The organism is Aliisedimentitalea scapharcae, assembly GCF_045277565.1.
GTDB classification, from domain to species: Bacteria; Pseudomonadota; Alphaproteobacteria; order Rhodobacterales; family Rhodobacteraceae; genus Aliisedimentitalea; species Aliisedimentitalea scapharcae.
On sequence record NZ_CP123584.1, the window covers coordinates 973,286 to 996,759 of the forward strand.

Consider the following 23,474-nt stretch of genomic DNA (forward strand, 5'->3'; position numbering starts at 1 on the left):
TCATGACCGACAGCCCAGTGAAAACGCGCCGTGAGGGCGCAATTCTAGAGGTGACGCTGGACCGACCCAAAGCCAACGCCATTGATCTGGCCACCAGCCGTGTGCTGGGCGAAGTCTTTCGCGAGTTCCGCGATGACCCAGAGCTGCGGGTCGCGATCCTCACAGGTGGGGGAGAGAAGTTCTTTTGTCCCGGTTGGGATCTCAAGGCGGCAGCCGATGGTGACGCGGTGGATGGTGATTATGGTGTCGGCGGTTTTGGTGGCCTGCAAGAGTTGCGGGACATGAACAAGCCGGTGATTGCGGCCGTGAACGGGATTGCCTGTGGCGGCGGGTTGGAGCTGATGATTTCGGCTGATATCATCATAGCCGCCGATCACGCGTCCTTTGCCCTGCCGGAAATCCGGTCCGGTACCATTGCGGATGCGGCCAGCGTCAAGCTGCCCAAACGCATCCCCTATCACGTTGCGATGGAGCTGTTGCTGACCGGCCGTTGGTTTGATGCGCCCGAAGCCAAACATTGGGGTATCGTGAACGAAGTGGTTCCAGGCGATCAGCTGATGGATCGGGCCTGGGAACAGGCGCGTCTGCTGGCCTCGGGTCCGCCGCTGGTCTATGCGGCGATCAAGGAAATCGTGCGCGACGCTGAAGACGCCAAATTCCAGGATGCCATGAACCGTATCACACAGCGTCAATTGCGCAGCGTCGATGTTCTCTATGGCTCCGAGGACAATCTGGAAGGGGCCAAGGCATTTGCCGAGAAACGCGACCCGGTCTGGAAGGGCCGCTAAGCTGCGGATTTCCCGGATTGCCCGACTGACAGCTTTGCGGCAAGCTCATCTTCGGTAGATCACCGGAGGTGCGGCGTGAACACGTCATCTGGGACAACGCGGCGTGGCCGCAGAGGGCGGCGGGCACAGGGCCCAGGCGTTGACGATGCACGTGCTGTGGTCGCGTCCGTTTCAGGAGGCGGCCTGTCGCCACTGACTGACCGGGATGTTGCGGCCATTGACCATGCCGTGCGACATATCCTGTTGGAGATCGGTATGGCGGAGGCTCCAGCCGATGTTGCGTCTCTGATCTGTTCGGTTGGAGGGGCAATCGGGACAGATGGACGATTGGTCTTTCCGCCTGATCTGGTAGATCGCGCGCTTGGTGGGGTTCGCCGAGATGTCACCCTGTTTGGACAAATGGCTGGGCATGATCTGGCGCTGACAGGAACACGGGTCTACGCGGGTTCTGGCGGTGCCGCGCCGATGGTCGTGGATCTGGAGACCGGGGATTATCGTCCATCGACCCTGGAGGATCTGTATGATGCGGCGCGTCTGGTCGATCAGCTCGACCATATCCGGTTTTTCAGCCGATCGATGGTGGCGCGGGATATGCCCGACGAATATGCGCTGGACATCAACACTGCCTACGCCTGCCTAGTGGGCACATCGAAACATGTGATGGTCAGCGCAGCAACGCCGCAGGCCGTGCGCGACATTGCCGAAATGTGCTGGATCATCGCCGGATCACGCAGAACCTTTGAGGCCCGCCCGTTTCTGTCGTTGAACATCAATCATGTGGTTCCACCTTTGCGGTTCTCGAGCGAGGCCTGCGCCGTTCTACTCCAGGCCGCGCAGTTGGGAATTCCGTTTCATGTCAATACATTTGGGCAAATGGGGGCCTCCAGCCCGGTGACGATTGCGGGCTGTGTGGCCCAGACAATGGCAGAGACGCTGGCCGGGATGATCGTGGCCTGGGCCGCCAACCCGCAGGCGTGTATCGTCTTTGGGCCACGTCCCATGATCACGGATCTGCGGACAGGCGGCATGGCCGGGGGCAGTGGCGAACAGGCTCTTTTGACAGCGGCGGCGGTTCAGATGGCGCGCCACTATGGTTTGCCCAATTCAACCATTGCAGGGGCGACTGACAGCAAGGTTGTCGATGCCCAATCCGGTTCGGAAAAGTCACTGGCGGTGACGCTGGCGGCACAGACCGGGGCGAACCTGATCACGCAGGCGGCGGGTATGCTGGGTGGGCTGATGGCCTGTTCATACGAGGCCTATGTGGCCGACAATGACATGCTGGGGGCAATCATGCGCACCCTGAACAAACCACAGGTGGATGCGCAGACACTTGCGTTGGATACGATTGCGGACGTGGCGCGGGAGGAGGGGCATTTTCTGGGTCAGTCGGAGACCTATCGCAGGATGCAAAGCGATTTCCTGTACCCGCAGATTTCTGATCGACGCAGCCCCGAGGACTGGATTGCGGACGGTGGTCGAAACATCCGCGACGTTGCCCGAAGCCGGGCGAGGGAGATTCTGGAGACCCATTATCCGGCGCATATTCCGACCCTGACAGATGCGTCGCTGCGGCAGCGGTTTGATATCCGATTGCCTCCTGTGCTGACCAACAGAGGCTGAGAGCGATCAGGGCGCTGCCCCTCTTGGCCTTTTTGACCAATTCAATCTGGAGTTATTGCGAGATGAAACGGGGGGCCAGGCCCCCGCTTTTAGCGCATACATTTGGCGCGGCGCGTGATTTAGGATCCGCGCGCCGGGGGCGTGGACGCTTACACCGTGACCGGGGGCACCATTCCGACGATATCGTACGTCTGGCGCAGGATCGGCGCGGTAATTGCGCGGGCGCGTTGCGAGCCGCGGGTCAGGATACGGTCGATTTCGGTATGATCGTCCATCAGGCGGGACATTTCTGTCGAGATCGGAGCCAACTTTTCCACCGCGAGTTCGGCGAGCATCGGTTTGAATTCCGAAAATTGTTTGCCACCCACATCCGCCAGAACCTGATCAACGCTATGTTCCATCAGGGCGGCGTAGATATTGACCAGATTGCGCGCCTCGGGACGCTCTTCCAGGCCTTTGGCCTCTGACGGTAGCCCATCGGGGTCGGTCTTGGCCTTGCGGATTTTCTTGGCAATGGTGTCAGCGTCGTCGGTCATGTTGATGCGGCTGGCATCAGATGCATCCGATTTCGACATCTTTTTCGACCCGTCACGCAGGGACATGACGCGGGTGGCGGCCCCTTCGATGACCGGCTGGGTTTCCGGAAAGAAATCCACGCCGTAGTCATGGTTGAATTTGATCGCGATGTCGCGGGTCAGTTCGAGGTGCTGTTTCTGATCCTCGCCCACCGGCACGTGGGTGGCGTGATAGACCAGAATGTCGGCCGCCATCAGCGCCGGATAAGCAAACAGGCCCAGCGAAGCGTTCTGCTGGTTCTTGCCGGCCTTGTCCTTCCACTGGGTCATCCGCTGCATCCAGCCCATGCGGGCGACGCAATTGAAGATCCAGGCCAGCTGAGCGTGTTCCGGCACCTGGGACTGGTTGATCAGGATGGATTTCTCGGGGTCCAGACCGGCGGCGATAAAGCCGGCACAGAGTTCACGGGTGGACTTTTGCAGATCCTTGGGGTCCTGCCAGACCGTGATCGCATGCAGATCCACCATGCAATAGATGGTCTCCATGTCCTTGGCTTGCCAGTCCACGAACCGCTTGAGCGCGCCCAGGTAGTTGCCCAGGTGCAGGTTGCCCGAAGGCTGGATCCCGGAAAACACGCGCGGGGTGAAGCTGGATTCGCTCATACTGGAAAACTCCCGTCTGGAAATATCGACCACAGTCGCTTACCCATGGCTTGAGCTATCGTCAACAGGCGCTGAAGAGGCAATCCCCATGAGCGACACCGAGAATACAGCCCCCGTGAACCCATTGCCGCCCGCTGTGGTGGCGTTGGTGTTGATCATCATGGGGGTAGAAGCTGCGTTTTCGCTGGGCGCCCGCGGCATTGTCGGAGGCCCGGGAGCGATCGGGTGGCGTTTGGATGCGGTGCAATCCTATGCGTTTTCCAGTGAGATTTTGTCCTGGATGTGGGAGACCGGGCGCTGGCCACCGGAGCATTTGCTGCGGTTTATCAGCTACATCTTTGTCCATGGGGCGTTTACCCAGGCGCTATTTGTCTGTGTGTTTGTGCTGGCCATGGGCAAGATGGTCGGTGAAGTGATGGGCGATCTGGCGATGGTGCTGCTCTTTGTCGTTTCCGGCATTGGGGGGGCCTTGGGCTATGGGCTGTTGGTTGGTGGACCTGTTCCACTGATCGGCGGGTTTCCGGCAGTCTACGGGTTGATTGGCGGGTTCACCTTTATTTTGTGGCGATCCCTGGCGCTGGTGGGGGCACAGCAGAGCCGGGCCTTTACCTTGATTGCGTTTCTGATGGGAATTCAGTTGGTGTTCGGCCTGTTGTTTGGCGGGCAGAAGGATTGGGTGGCCGACCTGTGCGGGTTTGCCACCGGTTTCGGGTTGAGCTTCTTTGTCGCGCCGGGGGGCTGGGTGCGCATTCGTGATCGTATTCGTCACGATTGACCCAGAGTTTTGCCCGACGGGGGGCTCCCGCCCCTTTGTCGCCCCATCAAGATGGAGCGCAAAGCGTTGGGCCAAGCGCCGCGCCCCTGGGCGCGGCGCGGATCGTGGCAGGCGTTGGCGATTGGATCAGGTGGTGCGATTGCGGCGGAAGTCTGAGAGGCGGAAGGCACGGATGCCCAGGCCGATGGCAAAATAGGTCACGATGCCAGACAGCACCAACACAGTCAGCGCCAAATAACGCCAGCCCGCCATCGTGAACATCTGTCCCAACAGATGATGCATCAGAACAAGAACACCCCCCATCAGGACCGAGGCCAGCATGATGCGCCATATTCGGCTGTGAAAGCGGGCGTCAAATCGTGCGACGTCCCCCATCTGTCGGGCACCAAAGTGCAGCAAGCCAACCATGACCCAGGCCGCCAGAGTGGTGGCGACAGCGGGCGCAATCCAGCCCAGCACCGGCGACAGACCGATTGCAACAACCGCATTGATAACCATGGCCCAAACCGCATAGCGGAACGGGCTGCGGGTGTCTTCGCGGGCAAAAAACAATGGTTGTTGCAGTTTCTGCAAAACAAAAGCGGGCAGGCCAAGGCCATAGATCGCGACCGCCAGGGCAATGGCGGCGCTGTCGGTTGCTGTTGTGGCGCCACGCTCGAACAATACGGACACCAGTGGCAGCGGGATCACCAGCAGCGCGACGGCGCAGGGCAGGGTCAGCGCCAAGGCGATCTCTCCGGCGCGGGAGAAGGCGTCGCGTGCGCCGGTGTCATCCCGCGCCTTGAGACGGCGAGACAAGTCCGGCAGCAATACAACACCGACCGCGATACCGACCACACCCAAGGGCAGCTGATACAGGCGGTCCGCGGCAAACAACCAGCCCACGGCGCGGTCAAAATAGGACGCGACCTGTTGGCCAACCAACAGATTGACCTGTACCACGCCGCCAGCCAATGCAGCCGGGACAGCAATGCGGATCAGACGCCGCAGATCCGGGGTCAATCGCGGGCGGCGCAGGCGCATCGGAAAGCCGGCTCGCGCTGCGGCATGGGCCACCAGCGCCAATTGTGCGACACCCGCCACAGGAACGGCCCAGATCAACGCGCGGGCCACGTCCTGCCCCATCCAATGAGCCCATGCCATTGCGGCAACCAACAGGATGTTCAGCAGCACCGGAGCAGCGGCAGCGGCTGCAAATCGGCCCGTGGCGTTCAATACCCCTGACAACAGGGCCGCCAGGGAGATGAACAGGATATAGGGAAAGGCGATGCGCCCGAAATCAACCGACAGGGCGAATTGTTCCTGCCCGGAGAAGCCGGATGCCAATCCCCAGATCAGCCAGGGCATCGAGATCTGCGCCAGTAATGTCAGAACAATCAGCACGCTGGCCAAGCCGGCAAAAGCTTCTTGTGCGAACCGCTGGGGATCTTCGCCGCCCTCCAGTTTCTTGGAGAACATCGGGATGAAGGCCATATTGAACGCGCCTTCGGCAAAGAAGCGGCGGAACATGTTGGGCAGGCGAAAGGCGACGACATAGGCCTCGTACAAAGGGCCTGTCCCCAGAAACGCCAGGATCATCGCATCGCGCAGGAACCCCAGAACGCGGCTTGCCATGGTCCAGCCGCCCACGGTCAGGAACCCTCTGAGCAGCCGGATCGGCTTCATGCATGGGCCCTTTCACTGCCTTTGGTGATGGCCTCGCGCAGCTTTTTCTCGAGCGTTTTCTGTTTGGCCTCGGAATGGAACTTTAGCCCGAACATGTCTTTGACGTAAAAGCTGTCTACCACTTGTTCGCCATAGGTGGCGATGACTGCCGAAGAGATATTGACGTTGGTATTGGCCAATGTGCGGGTCAGATCAAACAGCAACCCGGGACGGTCACGGGTGTCGACCTCGATGATGGTGTAGATTTCAGATCCCTCATTATCAAAGGTGATGGTCGTTGGTACCCGAAAGGCGCGTTCGCGTTTCTTGATCTTGTCCTTGTCGCGGATCGCTTCGGTCGCGATGACTTCGCCTTTTAGGGTCTTGTCGATCATCTGGCTGAGCCGTTTCAACCGGTTGGCCTCATACGGGGACCCATCGGCGTCCTGCACCCAGAAAGCGGCTGTGGCATACCCGTCGCGCGAGGTATAGGTGCGGGCGTCCACCACATTGGCCCCAACCAACGCCAAGGCACCTGCCAGGCGCGAGAAGATCCCCGGATGGTCAGCGATGGCAAAGCACACCCTTGTGGCATCACGGTCCGTGTCGGGTTCAAGATCGATGCGAACTTCATCGTCACCGATATTTCTGAGGAGATTGGCAAAGATCACATGGGCAGCCAGGGGCATGCCCTGCCAATAGGGGTCATAGTGGCGACCTGTTTCATGCTTGAGCGCCTTGGCCTCCCAATCGGGAAGCGCATTGCGCAACGCCTTTTTGGCGGCAGCGCCGCGGTTGACCTTGTTTATCGCTTCCATGCCCTGCTCCAGCGCCTGCAACGTCTGTGAATGCAGGTTCCGGATCAGCGTGGCCTTCCAGTTGTTCCAAGTGTCGGGGCCAACGCCCCGGATATCACAGACGGTCAGCACGGTTAGCAGATTCAACCGCTTTACGGTTTGCACAGCCTTGGCAAAGTCACGGATGGTGCGTGGGTCGGAGATGTCGCGTTTCTGTGCCATGTCCGACATCACGAGGTGGTAGCGTACCAGCCATTCCACGGTCTCGCAATCGGCCTTGGACAGGCCCAGCCGCGGGGCGACCTTGCGCGCGATCTGAGCCCCCAGGATCGAATGATCCATTTCGCGCCCTTTGCCGATGTCATGCAGCAGCATGGCCACCATCAGAACCTTGCGGTTGACCCCGGTTTTCAGGATTTCCGAGCTGAGCGGCAGTTCTTCTTCCAGTTCGTGTTTTTCGATCTGGGTGAAATTCGAAATGACCTGAATGGTGTGTTCGTCGACCGTGTAGGAATGATACATGTTGAATTGCATCATCGCGACGATCGGTTCAAATTCAGGGATGAATGCCGACAGAACTCCCAGTTCGTTCATCCGACGCAGCGCGCGTTCCGGGTTGCCGTGTTTGACGAGCAGGTCGAGAAATATCCGTTGCGCTTCCTTGTTGTTCCGCATGTCGTCGTCGATCAGGGCCAGATTGGCAGTGACCAGACGCATGGCGTCCGGGTGGATCAACAACCCGGTGCGCAGCGCTTCTTCGAACAGGCGCAGCAGGTTCAGCTTGTCAGCCAGGAAGCTTTCAGGATCGGCCACGTCCAGTCGGTTGTGCACCACCTTGTAGCCGGGTTTGGTGCGTCGCCGCCGCCGTAGGATGCGCTCCAACAAAGGGGCGTTTTTCTGGTGGGCTGCTTCCAGTTTGGTCAGGAAAATCCGTGTCAGTTCGCCCACTGTCGTGGCATGACGAAAGAACTCCTGCATAAAGATTTCAACCGCCCTGCGCCCTGCGCGATCCTCGTACCCCATGCGTTCGGCTACCACGACCTGGATGTCGAAATTCAACTGTTCCGTGGCGCGTCGGGTGACCAGATGCAGATGAGAGCGAACCGCCCAAAGGAAGGTTTCAGCCTCGCGGAACCGGTCGTATTCCTCAGGGCGGAACAGCCCCAAAGGCACCAATTCTGCGGCTCGTTGAACACCATACAAGTATTTGGCAATCCAGAACAGCGATTGCAGATCGCGCAGCCCGCCTTTGCCTTCTTTGACGTTGGGCTCCACCATGTACCGCTGGCCCTGCTTTCGATGCCGGGCTTCGCGTTCCTCCAGTTTGGCTTCGATGAATTCCCGGCCGGTGTTCTTGAACAATTCGGTTTTCAACCGGGTGTCCAATTCCTCGGCCAGAGGAGCATGGCCAACCAGAAAGCGATGCTCCAGCATGGCGGTACGGATGGTGAAATCTTCCTCGCCCAAGCGCAGGCAATCGCGAATCGTCCGGCTGGAGTGTCCCACTTTGAGCCGCAGATCCCAGAGGATATACAGCATCGATTCAATGACGCTTTCGGCCCAGGCAGTGATTTTGTAGGGGGTCAGGAACAAGAGGTCGACATCCGACGCCGGTGCCATTTCTCCACGTCCATACCCACCCACCGCAATCACCGCGATGCGTTCACCCTGTGTGGGATTGGCCAGCGGGTGCAGCAGATCTGTGGCCACATGAAATGCTGTCTTGATCAATCCGTCGGTCAGATAGGTGTAGGACCGCGTCAGCGAGCGGGCCGCAAATGGGGCCGCTTCAAAGGCCGTAGCGATTGCGGCCCGTCCGGAAGTGTTGGCGTCACGCAACACTGCTACTGCAGCAGCGCGCAGGGCCGCGTTGTCCTGTGCGCCCTTAACTGCGCAATCCAGCCGATCCCGAATATCTTCGGGATCGAAAATGGACGCGGAATCGCAGATCAGAGGATCGAGCGGCAGGGCCGGTGCGACCGGATTAGAATCCGGCACCGGTGAAGCTTGTAGGGGCTGGGTCAATGATGACGACCTGTTTATCTTGAATGGTTGCCACGGCCAGGCCGCGCTCGTTGGTACCATCAGAACGCAGGCGGAAAATGCCGCCTACACCCTGGAACCCGGCACCTTGGGTCAATGCAGCGCCGGTCAGGGCGTCGGATTTGCCCGCGCCGACCAATGCCCCGATAGCGGCGATTCCGTCATATGCCAGACCACCGATGGGGTGAGGTCCACCGCCATAAGCACCTTCATAGCGGCTGCGGAACCGTTGGGCCATGATCGGGTCCGGCAACGCGAACCATCCGCCCTGTACCCCGGGCAGAGCCAAGGTTTGCGCTGGAATATCCCAACGGGTCAACCCAATATACTGTGTGGTGGCCGGGTCGACACCGGCTTCGGGCAACAGCTGGGTCAGAAGCGGCAGCGCACCCGCAGTTGTCGACGTCAGGAACAACGCGTTGGATCCGGTCGAATCGATCTGGGCCCGGATGGTCGGAACAGTGTCGATGACGCTTTGCTGGGACAGGTCGTAGGCGACGGTGCCTGTGATCGTCGCCGCGGTTTTGCCAGCGGCCTGCTGTATGGCATTGCGCCCGACCTGGCCGGCGACATCGCTGCTGTGCACAACCAGCATATTGCCCTTGCCCTGACGGGAGGCAAAATTGGCCAGACGATCAGCAGTGTTGTTGAACGTGTGCCCCAGAATGAACAGGTTGCCACCTGCAATCGTGGCATTGTTGGAGAAGCTCAGAACATTGATATTGCGATTGGCAACAGCAAGCCCAACCGCATTTGCGGCCTCACCATAGACTGGGCCAAGAATGATCCGTGCGCCTTCGTTTACGGCCTGTGTGGCCACTGTGGCCGCAGTGCCTGCATTGCCTGCCGTGTCGTAAACGCGCAGGTCAATCTGGACGTTGGTCAAATCGGCAATGGCCAGTCGCGCTGCGTTCTCCAGGCTCTGTGCAAGCGCCGCGTCGCCGGATTGGGCAGACCCGCGGGGCACAAGAAGAGCGACCGGAACTGGCTTTGAGGTATTGATGGTTGGGCCGCCACTGCTTATCCCGGTGGGGTTGCAGGCACTTAGTGCCACAGCAGAAACAACACTGATAGCGGCAAGCGCCACCTTGCGGGCGGGTTTGAAAACAGCAAACATAATGAACCTGACTCTCCCTGATCCGGCGCCGATACCGCCGTGTTCTTGTCGGGCTTTGATCATAAACGACGAAAAAGGCGGGTCCAGCGTTGAATCACCAAAAGGTCAGATTGTCACCGGGGCTGTATTTTGTTGCCACCCCGATCGGAACCGCCCGCGACATCACGCTTAGGGCGTTGGATGTGTTGGCGTCGGCTGATGTGATTGCCGCCGAAGACACCCGTAGTTTGCGCCGTCTGATGGAAATCCACGGTGTGCCGCTAGAAGGCCGTATGGTGTTGTCCTACCATGATCACAGCGGTGCCGGGTCCCGTGAACGCCTGTTAAACGCGCTGTCCGAAGGCAAATCGGTGGCCTACGCCTCTGAAGCTGGCATGCCGTTGATTGCCGACCCCGGTTATGATCTCAGCCGTCAGGCGGCTCAGGCGGGGCATACGGTGACCTGTGCTCCGGGAGCGACAGCAGGCATCACGGCTTTGACGTTGGCTGGCCTGCCGACCGATGCCTTTTTCTTTGGCGGGTTTTTGCCAAATGCAACCGGAGCACGCCGAACGCGACTGGAAGAGCTGAAGGCGATTCCCGGAACCCTGGTATTTTACGAATCCCCCAAACGCGTTGCAGCAAGCCTGCAAGACATGGCCGATGTCCTGGGAGATCGGCCTGCCGCATTATGCCGGGAACTGACCAAGAAGTTCGAGGAGATCCGGCGCAGCACCTTGACCGAATTAGCCGCAGAGCTGGCCGGCACCAACGTCAAAGGTGAAATCGTGCTGCTGGTGGATCGGGGGCGTTCAGAAACTGTTAGCCAAGTTGATCTAGAATCGGACCTGAAGGCGGCTCTGAAAGGGAATTCTGTCAAGGATGCGGCAGATATCGTGTCCCAAATGCACGACCTGCCACGCCGCAAAATCTACCAGATGGCCTTGCAAATTGGCCGGGAAGGGGACTGAACATGTCGCGGCACGCGCGTGGCCAGATGGCATATCATTCGGGCGAGGCAGCGGAACATTCCATCGCCCAAGACTATGAACGGCGGGGTTTTTCCATTGCGAAACGAAGATGGCGCGGACCGGGGGGCGAGATCGATCTGATCACCCGCAACGCCGACGGGGTGGTTTTTGTAGAAGTCAAAAAGGGGCCTACACTGGCCCGGGCCGCCGAACGGATCACGCAACACCAGATGGCGCGAATCTATGCCAGCGCTGCACAATTCCTGGAGAACGAACCCCAGGGACAACTGACCAATGTGCGGTTTGACGTGGCGCTGGTGGATGGTCAGGGACAATACGAAATTCTCGAAAACGCCTATGGGTTGGGGTGACCCCCATTGAACCCTTTGTCGGTCTGGGCCATGTATTCTGCTGAACGCAGAATAGGCCGCGGGACGCGGGCAAAGGGGAACGCCGATGAAGATCGCTTTTCAGATGGACCCGATTGGGGCCGTGGATATCAACGCCGACAGCAGCTTTCGTCTGGCGGAAGAAGCACAGGCCCGTGGTCACGAGCTGTTCTACTACGCACCTGACCAACTGGCCTATCAGGAAGGGCGCATTACCGCACGTGGCCACGACATGACCGTGCAGCGGGTGGCTGGGGATCCAGCCGTTCTGGGGCCGGAACGCGAAGTCGATCTGGCCGGTTTCGATGTCGTCTGGTTGCGCCAGGATCCGCCGTTTGACATGCACTATATCACCTCCACCCATTTGCTGGACCGCCTGAAAGGGCAGGCCCTCGTGGTGAATGACCCGTTTTGGGTGCGCAATTATCCCGAGAAACTGTTGGTTTTGGATTTCCCCGATCTGACACCGCCCACGACTGTGGCCCGTGATCTGGAAACCATCAAGGCATTCAAGGCCAAACATGGTGACGTGATCCTGAAGCCTCTGTATGGCAATGGGGGTGCTGGCGTGTTCCGTTTGGACGCCAACGACCGGAATCTGACGTCCTTGCATGAATTGTTCACTGGGTTCTCGCGCGAACCGCTGATCGTACAGAAATTCCTGCCTGATGTCCGAAATGGTGACAAGCGTATCATCTTGGTAGACGGCGACCCTGTTGGTGCCATCAATCGGGTTCCGGCCGAGGGGGAAACCCGGTCCAACATGCATGTGGGCGGACGGCCCGAGAAAATCGGGCTGAGCGAACGTGATCAGGAAATCTGTGCGGCGATCGGGCCCCTGTTGAAAGAAAAAGGCCAGGTTTTTGTCGGCATCGACGTGATCGGTGACTATCTGACCGAAATCAACGTGACGTCTCCCACCGGTATCCAAGAGCTGGAGCGGTTCAACGGGGTCAATATCGCCGAGAAAGTATGGCAGGCGATCGAGGCCAAGGTGTGAGCCGACCCTGATTGGACATGATTTGCGCCGGTGGGTCAGACACCTGACAGGCCGGCGCAGCGCTCACCCGGACGTACCGACGCGAAAGCTGAGCGCTTCGGCCACATGAGGCCGACGGATGTCGCATTCTCCGGCGAGATCGGCAATCGTGCGCGCCACCCGCAAAACCCTGTGATAGCCGCGTGCCGACAGGCCGAACCGATCAGCCGCACGTAACAGAAGATCGCGCCCTTCGGCGTCAGGGCAGGCCAGGTCGTCGAGTGTTTTGCCTTCGAGATCCGCATTTTGATACATCCCGTCCTGAGCTGAAAAACGGTGTTCTTGCAATTGGCGGGCCGTGTTGACGCGTTGGGCGACAGTTGCCGAAGATTCTCCGTCCGGGGGCTGGTCCAGGTCCGTAAAGGCCACGGGGGGCACATCCACGCGCAGATCTATTCGATCCATCAGGGGGCCGGAAATGCGGCCCAGATAATCTTCGCCGCAAACCGGTGCCCGCGAACAGGCGCGCGAGGCATCGGCCAGATAGCCACATTTACAAGGATTGGCCGCAGCAACCAGCATGAACCGGCTGGGATACTTTACATGGGCATTGGCGCGCGCCACCATGACTTCGCCGGTTTCGATGGGTTGGCGCAAGGTTTCCAGAACTGTCCGGTTGAATTCGGGAAGTTCGTCGAGAAACAGAACGCCATTGTGAGCAAGGCTGATTTCACCGGGTTTGGCACCACGGCCTCCTCCGACGATGGCCGCCATGGATGCTGTGTGATGAGGTTCGCGAAAAGGGCGGGTCAGATCAATGCCTCCCTGATCCAGCAACCCGCAGAGCGAGTGGATCATCGAGGTTTGAAGCGCTTCGGTCGGGGACATGGGTGGCAGGATTGTGGGTATGCGCGCCGCCAACATGGATTTTCCGGATCCGGGTGCGCCAACCATCATCAAATGATGGCGCCCTGCTGCCGCGATTTCCAACGCACGTTTGGCCCGTTCCTGTCCTTTGACATCGCGCAAGCAGCGCAGGCTGGGTGCGGTGGCGACCTCGCCCGAGGTGGCGGGGGTGATCGGATGTTGACCGGTATAGTGGCGGACCACATCCGCCAGGCTGTCCGCACCAATCACGGTGGCCGCGTCCACCCAGGCCGCTTCGGGACCCGACGCACCGGGGCACAGCAGGGTTCGGTCCTCGGTCGCTGCGGTCATGGCGGCCGGCAACGCACCGACAACCGGGACCAGCGAGCCGTCCAGCGACAATTCACCCAGTGCTATCGTGCCTTCCGAGGCGTCCTTGGGGATGATTTCAAGCGCAGCCAACAAGGCCAGGGCAATGGGCAGATCAAAATGGCTGCCTTCCTTGGGAAGATCGGCAGGCGAGAGGTTGATGGTGATGCGTTTGGAGGGCAGGGCGATGGCCATCGAACTGAGTGCAGACCGGACCCGGTCGCGGGCCTCGGACACGGCTTTGTTCGGGAGGCCGACGACGGAAAAGGCCGGCAGCCCCGGAGACACCGCACATTGCACTTCGACCAGGCGGGCTTCGACACCCTGAAAGGCGACGGTATAGGCGCGGGCGGTCATGCAGCCTCCGATCTTGGTTACCTATTGGTTAATCGGTAGGCGTGAGGCGTTTAAGAATGGTTAATTCTCCAAAAAAATGGGGGCCACGCCTGGCCCCCTTCAGGTTGTCTTTGCGTCCCCCTGGATCAGGAGGGCAGGGTCCAGTCACGGCGCGACAACGGTTGAACGTAGGGTTCCGGGTCATATGTCACGGTTCGGGCCTGGTCCTGCCAGCGCAGCACAGCCGGATCGCTCAGAAGGCGGGCGCAATAGGCGCGGCTGGATCGGGACACTGGCAGGTCATAGCCGATAATCCGGGCCGCGACGGGTGTGTAAAACACATCCGCCAGAGAATAGTCGCCAAACAGATATCCGTCAGAAGAACCGGAGATTTGACGGGCATGGGCCCATAGGGTTTCGATCCGGTTCAAATCCGCCCGAACAGATTCCGAGGGAACGAAACCCTCCCAGATATGGCTCAGCTGCATCGGGCAATCACCGCGCAATGCCGAGAACCCGGCCGCCATTTCGGAACACAGCCAGCGTGCGGTGGCGCGATGGGTCGGATCAAAGGGCCATAACCCTGCCGTCGGGTGGCGTTCAGCCAAGGTTTCGGCCATGGCCAGAGATTCGCCAACCACGGTCCCCTCCGGGCACCGCATGGCTGGGACCAAACGGGCCGGGGCCAGATCCCCAAGGTCCTGCGCCATGGTGCCGGAATACAGCCCCACCATATGCACCCGATGCGGGATGTCGAATTTTTCCATCATCAGCCAACCCCGCAGGGACCAGCTGGAATACATGCGATCGCCGATATACAAATCATAAGTCATGTGGGCAGGTTAAAAGACCCACAGCGGGTGGGTAAAACAGCAATTTGTGACGGGGGCCATCACGGCAGGTGATTGATCCGCCCGGTTTCCCATCCAGACTGTGTTCGGGTGATCTCGGTCACTGACAAATTGTCGATGCGATGCGAAAAAGCCTCTTCTGCTGTCAGGCATTCCGCCCGCTGCACCTGTGTCAGGATCATCCCGAAATGACCAACAATGATCAGATTGCGTCCGTAATGGGCGGTGATCAGGTCATCAATCACCGCGTCGACCCGGGCCCGCACTTCGTTCCAGCTTTCGCCGTTTGGTGGGCGCACATCTCCGGGCGTTTCCCAATAGGCCCGGATATGGTCAGGGTCTTCGGCGTCTATTTCGGCCCAACTGCGCAATTCCCAGGCGCCAAAGTGGATTTCGCGCAGCTCTCGCTGATGAGGCAGGCGGTGCCGGTCCCGTTGGATCGCGGTTGCTGTGTCTGCAGCGCGGGACAGGTCGGACGAAATGACCAACGCATCCTTCGGCAAAAAATCAGAAAGGCGGGACAATTGCGCAGTGTCTGACAGATCGGCAGGCAGATCAGACCATCCCACCATGGTTTTTGCGTGCGTTGGCCCGTGGCGCACCAGAAACAACTGGGTCATGGCAATTTCCCTTTCAGAACCTGTGGCAGACCGACAACAACCTGCACGACCAGATCCGCTTGACCCGCGAGAAGGATGTTCAACCGTCCCTGCGCTTCGCGAAATTGGCGGGCGAGCTTGTTTTCTGGCACGATGCCTTGTCCGGTTTCGTTCGAGACAATCACCAGATCGCCCTTGCAACGCGCGATGGTCTCCTGCAACCGGATCTGCTGCGCGCCCAGATCATGTTCGGCCAGCAGGTGATTGGTCAGCCACATGGTGGCACAATCCAGCAGACAGATGTCCTGATCGGTCAGTGCATCCAGCACGGGTGTGACGTCGAACGGGGCTTCGTGAGTGATCCACCCGGTGCCGCGTTGCGTGATATGTTTGTCTACTTTGGCCTGCATTTCATTATCAAAGACTTGTGAAGTGGCCAGATAATGTCTTTTTTTTCCGGTATTTAGGCAAAAATCTTCGGCGTATTCGGACTTGCCCGAGGCCGCGCCGCCAAGAATGAATGTGACTCTGGAATGCAAGTTCATTACCCTTTTAGTCAGAAACTGCCATATACGTGGGTACCTGCAGCGCGTCTTTTTCTCAATCCCTGCCTCAAAGGTTCGGATTTAAGACGGCAAGAGCAACCCTGAAAAAAATCTTGTGGCCGGATTGATCCAAAGCGACCGCAGCTGCGTATCCATTGATATAGAGCCATTAAGCAGGGGGAAGCCCATGCCGCTTGACCGACAAAATAGTGATATCCTGCCCCGGCAGGCGATGAAGGCAGAATTGCTGGATGCAGAGACCGAGTCAGCGCTGGCGTATGCGTGGCGAGATGACCGGGATGAAGCCGCGCTGCACCGACTGATCACGGCCTACATGCGCTTGGCGATTTCGATGGCGTCGAAATATCGTCGCTATGGCGCACCAATGAATGACCTGATCCAGGAGGCGGGTCTCGGGTTGATGAAAGCGGCGGATAAATTCGATCCGGATCGCGGCGTGCGTTTTTCGACCTATGCTGTCTGGTGGATCAAGGCGTCAATCCAGGACTATGTGATGCGCAACTGGTCGATGGTGCGCACCGGGTCGACGTCCAGCCAGAAATCGCTGTTCTTCAATATGCGACGTGTTCAGGCTCAATTCGAACGCGAAGCGGCTGCAGACGGGATGCGTCTGGATCGGCACCAAATGCACGAAAAAATCGCGTCTGAAATCGGTGTGCCCATGCGGGATGTCGAAATGATGGACGGGCGATTGGCAGGCAGCGATTTCTCGCTGAATGCGGTGCAATCGGCGGACGAAGAAGGGCGGGAGTGGATCGAAGCGCTGGAAGACGACAGTCAGCAGGCCGCTGAACTGGTCGAGGAACGTCATGATCGCGAACAGCTGCGGACTTGGTTGGTCATGGCAATGGATATTTTGACCGACCGGGAGCGCTTTATTGTGCGCGAACGCAAGCTGCGGGATCCTGCCCGTACCCTGGAAAGCCTGGGGAATGAGCTGAAGCTGTCCAAGGAAAGGGTGCGACAGCTCGAAGCAGCTGCCTTTCAAAAGATGCGCAAGAGCCTTGAAAGCCAGAGTGCCGAGGTGCAGAACTTTCTGTTATGAACAGATTTTGCATTTCAGGTCTCATGAGCGTCCAGTGTGTGCTGGGCGCTTTGGTTTTTGCGGCAACAGAGCTGACCGCAGCCCCTCTGGTGGAAGGTATGGCGCAGGCGGATGTGGTGATACTGGGCGAGGTACACGATAACCCCGAACATCACAAAACGCAGGCCCGGATGGTCCAGGCCCTGACGCCAAGGGCCGTTGTGTGGGAAATGCTGACGCCTGAACGGGCAGATGTGTTGGACAAAGGCGTTACAGCCGACCCCGATCAATTGGCCAGGGACTTGCAGTGGTCGGACACTGGCTGGCCGGAATTTTCCTTTTACGCACCGATCTTTGCCGCGAGCCAGGGGGCTGCACACTATGGCGGGCAGGTTCCCAGGTCGCAGGCGGGCGACGTGATGCAAAATGGCGCGGCCGCATTCTTTGGCGCTGAGGCCGCGCAATATGGTTTGAAAGACCCGCTGCCCGCTGCCGAACAATCATCACGCGAAGCTAATCAGCTTGCCAATCACTGTGATGCAATGCCCAAAGACATGCTGCCCCTGTTGGTTGAATTTCAACGACTGAGGGATGCGGTTTTGGCCCGCGCGGTGGTGCGGGCCTTTCGCGAAACCGGCGGACCTGTGGTGGTGATCACCGGCAATGGCCACGCCAGAACAGATCGCGGCATCCCGGTCTATCTTGCTCAGGCGATGCCCGGGCTGGTGTCCTTTTCGCTGGGACAGTCCGAGGACGGGCAAATCAGCGGCGCGTTCGATGCTGTTGTCGATGCTGCTGCTGTCGATCGTCCGGACCCCTGTCTGGCGTTTCAAAGCGACTGAGCCAAAACCGTTTCCATTCCCGGCACGCGCGCAATAATGTCAAAGAGATTGCAGGTAAGGACGGGCAAATGCTGGCTGACAAACATATCCTTCTGATCATTGGTGGCGGCATTGCGGCCTACAAATCTCTCGATCTGATCCGGCGGTTGCAGGATCAGGGTGCGCGCGTCACCCCTGTGCTGACCCGCGCTGGCGAAGAATTCGTAACCCCGCTGTCGGTGTCTGCATTGGCCGGGGCCGGCGTGCATCGGGATCTGTTCGATCTGACATCCGAGGCCGAAATGGGCCATATTCAACTTTCCCGCAGCGCTGATCTGTTGGTTGTGGCTCCGGCAACCGCCGATCTGATGGCCAAGATGGCGCAGGGGTTGGCGAATGATTTGGCGTCCACCCTGTTGCTTGCCACTGACACGCCCGTTTTGGTTGCACCTGCCATGAATGTGCGGATGTGGGAACATCCCGCAACCCAACGCAACATCAAAACGCTAAAGTCTGACGGGGTTACCTTTGTTGGCCCGAACGCAGGTGCCATGGCCTGTGGTGAATTCGGCCCCGGTCGGATGGCCGAACCTGACGAGATTGTCGCCGCGATCGGGGCTGCGTTGAAGGACGGTCCATTGAACGGCAAGCGTATCCTTGTCACTTCGGGTCCGACGCATGAACCCATTGATCCGGTGCGCTATATTGCCAACCGATCATCTGGCGCGCAGGGGGCTGCGCTGGCTGCGGCTCTGCGGGATCTGGGGGCCGAGGTGGTATTTGTCACGGGCCCAGCGGATGTGCCGCCGCCGTCGGGTGTTGACGTGGTGCCTGTTCAAAGCGCCCAGCAGATGTCGGACGCGGTCGAGGCTGCGTTGCCTGTGGATGTTGGCGTTTTTGCTGCGGCGGTTGCCGATTGGCGGGTGGCCAGCGCGTCAGACAAAAAGCTGAAGAAAAGCCGGGACGGATTGCCAACGCTGGCATTTGCGGAGAACCCGGATATTCTCAAACGCGTGTCCCACATGACCCAAGGACGGCCGGGGCTGGTCGTGGGGTTTGCGGCAGAAACCGATGATGTGATCAATCACGCCACGGCCAAACGTTTGCGAAAGGGGTGTGATTGGATCGTGGCCAATGACGTGTCGCCCGCAACAGGCATTATGGGTGGGAGCGAGAATGCAGTGGTTCTGATCTCCGAAGACGGGGCCGAAGAATGGCCTCGTATGGGGAAAACCCAGGTGGCGCGGCAACTGGCTGACCGGATTGCAGCGGCCTTGGTTGGGTGATCCCACCTTTGGCGAGAGTGAGCTGTGCGATAGGCCCAAGAGTAGGTCCGCATAGTATTGCGCCATGTGAAGTGCGCCATGTGACCTGTAAAGTTTGGTCGGACCGTGAAGCGGTGCCACCGGTTCAAAAACCAATGGCCGATCGGGATGCATGGATCGACGCTGAAACATCGCAGCACCCAGCCAAAAACGCTGGAGGTGATCGCAGACCTATTTGGATTGGAGGGAACGGTGATGTGATGTGCCTGGCTGAAGGCACCTGGGGGTCTCTGGTGCGTAGGTCATGCCGTTTTGTCGATTTTCCGAGGCAGTGCCGGACACAGGATTTTCGCACCTACAGTCGGATGAAGGCGACAGTGTGCCAGGTGAGAACTTGCACGCCTTTTTGGGTTCCAAGGTCGGGTATGCCATGGGCGCGAGCAGTATGACCTGGTGTGACGTGGGACTGGGTTGCCCAAGTCAAAGCCATTGATAGTCTTCTGCCCAGACCGCTCGGTTTCAGGTTTTTGGGCGGCACTCCATCTGCCAAGGAATAGTGCGACGGGCGTTCAGTGGTATGAGCGCGATTGCCGTTGAATTTGCCCTTTCACCCGAAGTGAGATGTACACGACGGTTGAACTGCCGGTTTCCATTTTGATGCCGCGTAAACTGGGGATTCATTGAGTTTGAAAGGAGACTAACGGCGGTTACGGCGAGGGCAGTTTGGAAAGTTATTGATCATTTGGCTTGCAGGGCCGCCACATCTCAGATCAGGAGTGATTGTCGTTCATGGTCGGGAAAAGGGCATTGAACCTTGGAACACCCGAGGCGTTTCAAACCCTTGCGATATATTCATTCATAGACAAGGAAATTGGTGGAGCCTAGGGGGATCGAACCCCTGACCTCTTGCATGCCATGCAAGCGCTCTCCCAGCTGAGCTAAGGCCCCGTGCCACATCCGCGTATTTCGCGGTGTGAGCGTCGTTTAAGCGACGATGGCGCAGGCTGCAAGGGCAAAATGCACCAACTTCTGATAATTTTTGACACCCGATTTTAGGGGGTATCGGTCGTGCCCGGGCCTTGTCGGCCCAGGCCCGAAATCAGCTTTCGTCGTTCTCCGAAGGCATGTCGGCGATTTCGTCGAGCGAGACATTATCGTCGTCGTCATCGTCGTCCAGAACGTCATCACCCAGATCCACATCGATGGTTTCTTCATCGTCCAGGACCAGATCTTCGGTTTCAGAGCTTTCCTTTGCCTTCAGCGTTGCCGCATCTTCGGAATCAGCGGCGATCATGCGGCTTTTGCCGAGCTCCTGCTGGACCACTTCGCCCGTATAGGGGCTAACGATTGGGTTCTTGTTCAGGTCGTAAAACCGTTTACCGGTGGTCGGGCAAACGCGCTTTACCCCCCATTCTTCCTTGGGCATGTGTATCCCCTCGATTATCTGATGAGTCGTATCGACGATTCCGGTCTCCTGCCATATGAGGTGGGGACTGTCAAAGCCTTTGGAAACAGGGGGCCGCCATGACGCAGTATCATTTGCCCGGAAATCCGCCTGTGCCGCTGGCCTTGCGGCGGTCCGGGCGTGCCCGTCGGATTAGTCTGCGGGTGTCGCAATTGGACGGTCGGGTCACGTTGACGGTGCCAAAAGGCGTGGCGGATCGCGAGGCATTGGAGTTTGCCGAGAGCAAATCCGACTGGATTCGTGGGCATCTGGCGAAACACCCTGGAATTGAGGTCCTGGGTTACGGCAGCCAACTTCCAATCGAAGGGGACATGCGGACCGTTGTGCCCATAGCGGGGCGTCGTGTCGTCTTGTCTGAGACCACCGTGGGTGTGCCGGGGCAGGAGCCGGGCATTCGGCTGCAGGCCTTTTTGAAGCAGGCGGCGCGGGATCGGCTGGCCGGAGCATCTGACCGCTATGCTGCCCGATTGGGCGCGACGTATTCCAGGATCACATTGCGCGACACACGGTCCAGATGGGGGTCGTGTTCCAGTCAGGGCGCGCTGATGTATTCTTGGCGTTTGATTTTGGCACCTCCTGAGGTTCTGGATTACGTTGCGGCGCATGAGGTGGCGCATTTGAGCGAAATGAATCACTCGGCCGCCTTTTGGGCAAAGCTCGAAAGTTTGTATGGGGATTATCGGCCCGCCCGCGATTGGTTGCGCCGCGAAGGCGGAGCATTGCATCGGTTCCAATTCTGACACCGCTGATTCTGCATTTGGCGGCGGTGGGCTCCCGCCCCAATTGCATGTTCCGGCTGTCGCCGGAAAACCCATTTGAGTTGGGCGTGGCAGCGTGCGTGCCGCACGCTGCCATCACATCGAACCGGCGTGGCACTGCGCGCATTGACGCGCAGTGCCACGCCCAACGGAAGGTGCGGCATTTTCATGCCGCGCCGACGGGCGGGAGGGCTTGTGGTTGACCCGACCTCTGGATGTGATCACAAAGGGTTCATGATAGCCCCAAGACCATCTGACGCCGAACTGTCTGCTCATGACAGGGTGTATCGCACCTTGCGAACCCGGATCATGCATGGCGAAATCGCCCCCGGTGCGGCGCTGACGTTGCGGGGGATTGGCAAAGAATTTGATGTCTCCATGACACCTGCCCGCGAGGCCGTGCGCAGGTTGGTGGCCGAAGGTGCTCTATTCCTGTCCAGTTCAGGCCGTGTTTCGACACCGGAGCTGAGTCATGATCGGATTGAAGAGCTGGCTGCGCTGCGCGCTTTGCTGGAGGTTGAGCTGGCCAGCCGGGCGTTGCCGCGTGCGCATATTGCATTGATCGACCGATTGCATTCGATCAATGTCACCGTGGCCGAAATGGTGTCCAAACGCGATGCAGTGGGCTATATCCGCTCGAACCTCGAATTTCATCGCACCCTGTATCTGCGTGCGCAGGCTCCGGCGATGCTGGCCATGGCCGAAACCGTATGGTTACAGCTGGGGCCGACGATGCGGGCGTTGTATGGGCGGCTGCGCCGGACGGAACCGCCGTATAACCACAAGCTGATCATTGCCGCGCTCAAGGCCGGTGACGAACCGGGATTGCGCCTGGCGGTCCGGTCGGACGTGACACAGGGGCTCAAACTGCTCGCGGGATAAGCTCCGCGTTGGGTCAGAGTGGCAGAGCCACGCCGGAAGCGGCGATATGGTATCTGATGGCTTGGCCCGGAGGAGAGATCCGGGCTAGGCTGGTGGCAAAACCAAATCACAAACCAAATTTGAGCAGGACATCACCATGAAACAGAGCGGATTGGGCAGGCGCAGCTTTTCACTTGGGTTGGGAGCAGCCTTTTTGTCGGCCTGTACCGATGGGGTCCCAACCACGCCGGTGGCACCGACACGCATGAAATCGGTTCCCAATGCTGGGTATGACGCCTGGTTGGCCAGTTTCCGGGCGCGCGCGCTGTCCCAGGGGATTTCACAACCGGTCCTGGATCGCGCGTTTCAAAGTGCAGGGTACCTGCCGGGAGTGATTGAACGGGACCGCAACCAGACCGAATTCACGCGCACGCTCGAGGACTACCTGGCGATTGCCGCGTCGGATGAACGCATATCCGTCGGACGCCAGATGCTCCAGCGTCACCGAAATGTCCTGCTGGAGATCCAGAACCGATATCAGGTGGAACCACAGGTCGTGACGGCCATTTGGGGGCTAGAGAGCCGCTATGGCGCGCGCAGGGGCGATATTCCGGTGGTCTCGGCGCTGTCCACGCTGGCTTATGACGGGCGGCGCGGTTCGTTTTTTGAAAGCCAGCTGGTCGCTGCGCTCAAGATTCTGCAAAATGGCGATATCAGCTCGGACCGCATGACCGGGAGCTGGGCGGGCGCTATGGGCCACACCCAATTTATCCCGACCTCTTATTTGGCGTATGCGGTGGATTTCCGCGGCGACGGGCGGCGTGACATCTGGTCGGATGACCCGACCGATGCCCTGGCCTCGGCAGCGGCCTATCTAAAGCGATCCGGTTGGAAGCAGGGGCAGCCCTGGGGTGTCGAAGTGCGATTGCCCAGCGGGTTTGATACAGGTTTGACGGGGCGCGACACAAAACGCGCACCCAGCAGTTGGGCCGCCTTGGGCGTGCGTGATATGTCCGGGCGTGCAGTGCCGGATCATGGAGCCGCGTCGATCATCATTCCATCGGGGGCGTCCGGGCCTGCTTTTATGGTCTTCAATAATTTCAAGGTAATCACCCGGTATAACAACTCTACCAGCTATGTGATCGGGATTGGTCACCTGTCCGATCGCCTGGTGGGTGGCCCGGCGATCAAGGGGAAGTTCCCCCCAGACAAGACCGGCATGACGTTGGATGACCGCAAGGAGATGCAGGAGCGTTTGACCCGGGCGGGATTTGACACCCAAGGTGCCGATGGGGTCATCGGATCCAACACAAAGAGCGCGATTTCAGGTTATCAGAAATCCCGCGGTCTGACCGTGACGGGCGAACCTTCGCTGGACTTGTTGCAACGACTGCGCAAAGGGTAATCAG

Annotated in this window: 21 protein-coding genes and 1 tRNA gene; 12 read left to right on the forward strand and 10 right to left on the reverse strand. The window is 59.2% G+C overall.

The genetic code is table 11. The annotated features are described in order from the left end of the window. The first annotated feature begins 2 nt into the window (after nucleotides 1-2). Together QEZ52_RS04510 and QEZ52_RS04515 are read left to right on the forward strand one after the other, a co-directional pair. A complete protein-coding gene (locus QEZ52_RS04510) occupies nucleotides 3-788 on the forward strand; it encodes a carnitinyl-CoA dehydratase (protein WP_406648266.1) in 786 nt (261 codons plus the stop codon). Nucleotides 789-863: 75 nt separating this feature from the next. Next, nucleotides 864-2,411 (forward strand): trimethylamine methyltransferase family protein, encoded by a 1,548-nt coding sequence (locus tag QEZ52_RS04515; RefSeq protein WP_406648267.1) that lies wholly within the window; start codon nucleotides 864-866, stop codon nucleotides 2,409-2,411. Nucleotides 2,412-2,560: 149 nt separating this feature from the next. Here QEZ52_RS04515 and trpS read toward each other — a convergent pair whose 3' ends face one another. Further along, nucleotides 2,561-3,589: a tryptophan--tRNA ligase gene (gene trpS, locus QEZ52_RS04520; protein WP_406648269.1), complete on the reverse strand. Its 1,029-nt coding sequence runs from the start codon at nucleotides 3,587-3,589 to the stop codon at nucleotides 2,561-2,563. 88 nt (nucleotides 3,590-3,677) lie between these two features. Here trpS and QEZ52_RS04525 point away from each other — a divergent pair, with 88 nt between their 5' ends. Continuing rightward, entirely contained in the window at nucleotides 3,678-4,364 is a 687-nt protein-coding gene (locus QEZ52_RS04525) for a rhomboid family intramembrane serine protease (protein WP_406648270.1), read from the forward strand. 126 nt (nucleotides 4,365-4,490) lie between these two features. Here QEZ52_RS04525 and murJ read toward each other — a convergent pair whose 3' ends face one another. Genes murJ through QEZ52_RS04540 form a run of 3 tightly spaced genes read right to left on the reverse strand, consistent with a single transcriptional unit; the run spans nucleotide 4,491 to nucleotide 9,965 of the window. Continuing rightward, on the reverse strand, nucleotides 4,491-6,029 hold the full coding sequence (gene murJ / locus QEZ52_RS04530) for a murein biosynthesis integral membrane protein MurJ (RefSeq protein ID WP_406648272.1): 1,539 nt from the start codon (nucleotides 6,027-6,029) through the stop codon (nucleotides 4,491-4,493). Then, a complete protein-coding gene (locus QEZ52_RS04535) occupies nucleotides 6,026-8,830 on the reverse strand; it encodes a [protein-PII] uridylyltransferase (RefSeq protein WP_406648273.1) in 2,805 nt (934 codons plus the stop codon). The genes murJ and QEZ52_RS04535 overlap by 4 nt, the downstream gene beginning before the upstream one ends. After that, entirely contained in the window at nucleotides 8,790-9,965 is a 1,176-nt protein-coding gene (locus QEZ52_RS04540; RefSeq protein WP_406648275.1) for a penicillin-binding protein activator, read from the reverse strand. The genes QEZ52_RS04535 and QEZ52_RS04540 overlap by 41 nt, the downstream gene beginning before the upstream one ends. Before the next feature lie 89 nt (nucleotides 9,966-10,054). Here QEZ52_RS04540 and rsmI point away from each other — a divergent pair, with 89 nt between their 5' ends. The 3 genes from rsmI to gshB all read left to right on the forward strand — a co-directional run bounded on the left by rsmI (nucleotide 10,055) and on the right by gshB (nucleotide 12,304). Then, the gene (gene rsmI, locus QEZ52_RS04545; protein WP_406648277.1) at nucleotides 10,055-10,915 is read left to right on the forward strand and encodes a 16S rRNA (cytidine(1402)-2'-O)-methyltransferase; all 861 of its coding nucleotides are present in this window, start codon (nucleotides 10,055-10,057) and stop codon (nucleotides 10,913-10,915) included. 2 nt (nucleotides 10,916-10,917) lie between these two features. Further along, a complete protein-coding gene (locus QEZ52_RS04550; RefSeq protein WP_406648278.1) occupies nucleotides 10,918-11,286 on the forward strand; it encodes a YraN family protein in 369 nt (122 codons plus the stop codon). Nucleotides 11,287-11,371: 85 nt separating this feature from the next. Further along, a complete protein-coding gene (gene gshB, locus QEZ52_RS04555) occupies nucleotides 11,372-12,304 on the forward strand; it encodes a glutathione synthase (protein WP_406648279.1) in 933 nt (310 codons plus the stop codon). Nucleotides 12,305-12,367: 63 nt separating this feature from the next. Here the strand turns inward: gshB and QEZ52_RS04560 are convergent, their stop codons facing one another. From QEZ52_RS04560 to cobU, 4 genes are all read right to left on the reverse strand, one after another. Beyond that, on the reverse strand, nucleotides 12,368-13,876 hold the full coding sequence (locus tag QEZ52_RS04560; protein WP_406648280.1) for a YifB family Mg chelatase-like AAA ATPase: 1,509 nt from the start codon (nucleotides 13,874-13,876) through the stop codon (nucleotides 12,368-12,370). 125 nt (nucleotides 13,877-14,001) lie between these two features. After that, nucleotides 14,002-14,688 (reverse strand): glutathione S-transferase, encoded by a 687-nt coding sequence (locus QEZ52_RS04565; RefSeq protein ID WP_406648281.1) that lies wholly within the window; start codon nucleotides 14,686-14,688, stop codon nucleotides 14,002-14,004. Between the two features lie 59 nt (nucleotides 14,689-14,747). Next, entirely contained in the window at nucleotides 14,748-15,326 is a 579-nt protein-coding gene (locus tag QEZ52_RS04570) for a histidine phosphatase family protein (protein ID WP_406648282.1), read from the reverse strand. After that, nucleotides 15,323-15,850 carry a bifunctional adenosylcobinamide kinase/adenosylcobinamide-phosphate guanylyltransferase gene (gene cobU / locus QEZ52_RS04575; RefSeq protein ID WP_406648283.1) on the reverse strand — a complete coding sequence of 176 codons (528 nt, stop codon included), beginning with the start codon at nucleotides 15,848-15,850 and terminating at the stop codon, nucleotides 15,323-15,325. The genes QEZ52_RS04570 and cobU overlap by 4 nt, the downstream gene beginning before the upstream one ends. Before the next feature lie 187 nt (nucleotides 15,851-16,037). On the opposite strand from cobU, the gene QEZ52_RS04580 reads away from it, so the two are divergent. From QEZ52_RS04580 to coaBC, 3 genes are all read left to right on the forward strand, one after another. Then, entirely contained in the window at nucleotides 16,038-16,916 is an 879-nt protein-coding gene (locus tag QEZ52_RS04580; RefSeq protein ID WP_406648284.1) for an RNA polymerase factor sigma-32, read from the forward strand. A gap of 23 nt (nucleotides 16,917-16,939) precedes the next feature. Next, nucleotides 16,940-17,737 carry a ChaN family lipoprotein gene (locus QEZ52_RS04585; RefSeq protein WP_406648285.1) on the forward strand — a complete coding sequence of 266 codons (798 nt, stop codon included), beginning with the start codon at nucleotides 16,940-16,942 and terminating at the stop codon, nucleotides 17,735-17,737. Between the two features lie 68 nt (nucleotides 17,738-17,805). Beyond that, a complete protein-coding gene (gene coaBC, locus QEZ52_RS04590; RefSeq protein ID WP_406648287.1) occupies nucleotides 17,806-19,002 on the forward strand; it encodes a bifunctional phosphopantothenoylcysteine decarboxylase/phosphopantothenate--cysteine ligase CoaBC in 1,197 nt (398 codons plus the stop codon). An 851-nt stretch (nucleotides 19,003-19,853) separates the two neighbouring features. Here the strand turns inward: coaBC and QEZ52_RS04595 are convergent. Further along, nucleotides 19,854-19,929, reverse strand: a tRNA-Ala gene (locus tag QEZ52_RS04595). Between the two features lie 151 nt (nucleotides 19,930-20,080). Beyond that, nucleotides 20,081-20,407 carry an FYDLN acid domain-containing protein gene (locus QEZ52_RS04600; protein ID WP_406648288.1) on the reverse strand — a complete coding sequence of 109 codons (327 nt, stop codon included), beginning with the start codon at nucleotides 20,405-20,407 and terminating at the stop codon, nucleotides 20,081-20,083. 98 nt (nucleotides 20,408-20,505) lie between these two features. Here QEZ52_RS04600 and QEZ52_RS04605 point away from each other — a divergent pair, with 98 nt between their 5' ends. The 3 genes from QEZ52_RS04605 (at nucleotide 20,506) to QEZ52_RS04615 (ending at nucleotide 23,470) form a co-directional block, all read left to right on the forward strand. Further along, nucleotides 20,506-21,186: a M48 family metallopeptidase gene (locus QEZ52_RS04605; RefSeq protein ID WP_406648290.1), complete on the forward strand. Its 681-nt coding sequence runs from the start codon at nucleotides 20,506-20,508 to the stop codon at nucleotides 21,184-21,186. A 252-nt stretch (nucleotides 21,187-21,438) separates the two neighbouring features. Next, nucleotides 21,439-22,086 carry a GntR family transcriptional regulator gene (locus QEZ52_RS04610; RefSeq protein ID WP_406648291.1) on the forward strand — a complete coding sequence of 216 codons (648 nt, stop codon included), beginning with the start codon at nucleotides 21,439-21,441 and terminating at the stop codon, nucleotides 22,084-22,086. A 136-nt stretch (nucleotides 22,087-22,222) separates the two neighbouring features. Beyond that, entirely contained in the window at nucleotides 22,223-23,470 is a 1,248-nt protein-coding gene (locus tag QEZ52_RS04615; RefSeq protein ID WP_406648292.1) for a lytic murein transglycosylase, read from the forward strand. The last annotated feature ends 4 nt before the right edge of the window (nucleotides 23,471-23,474 follow it).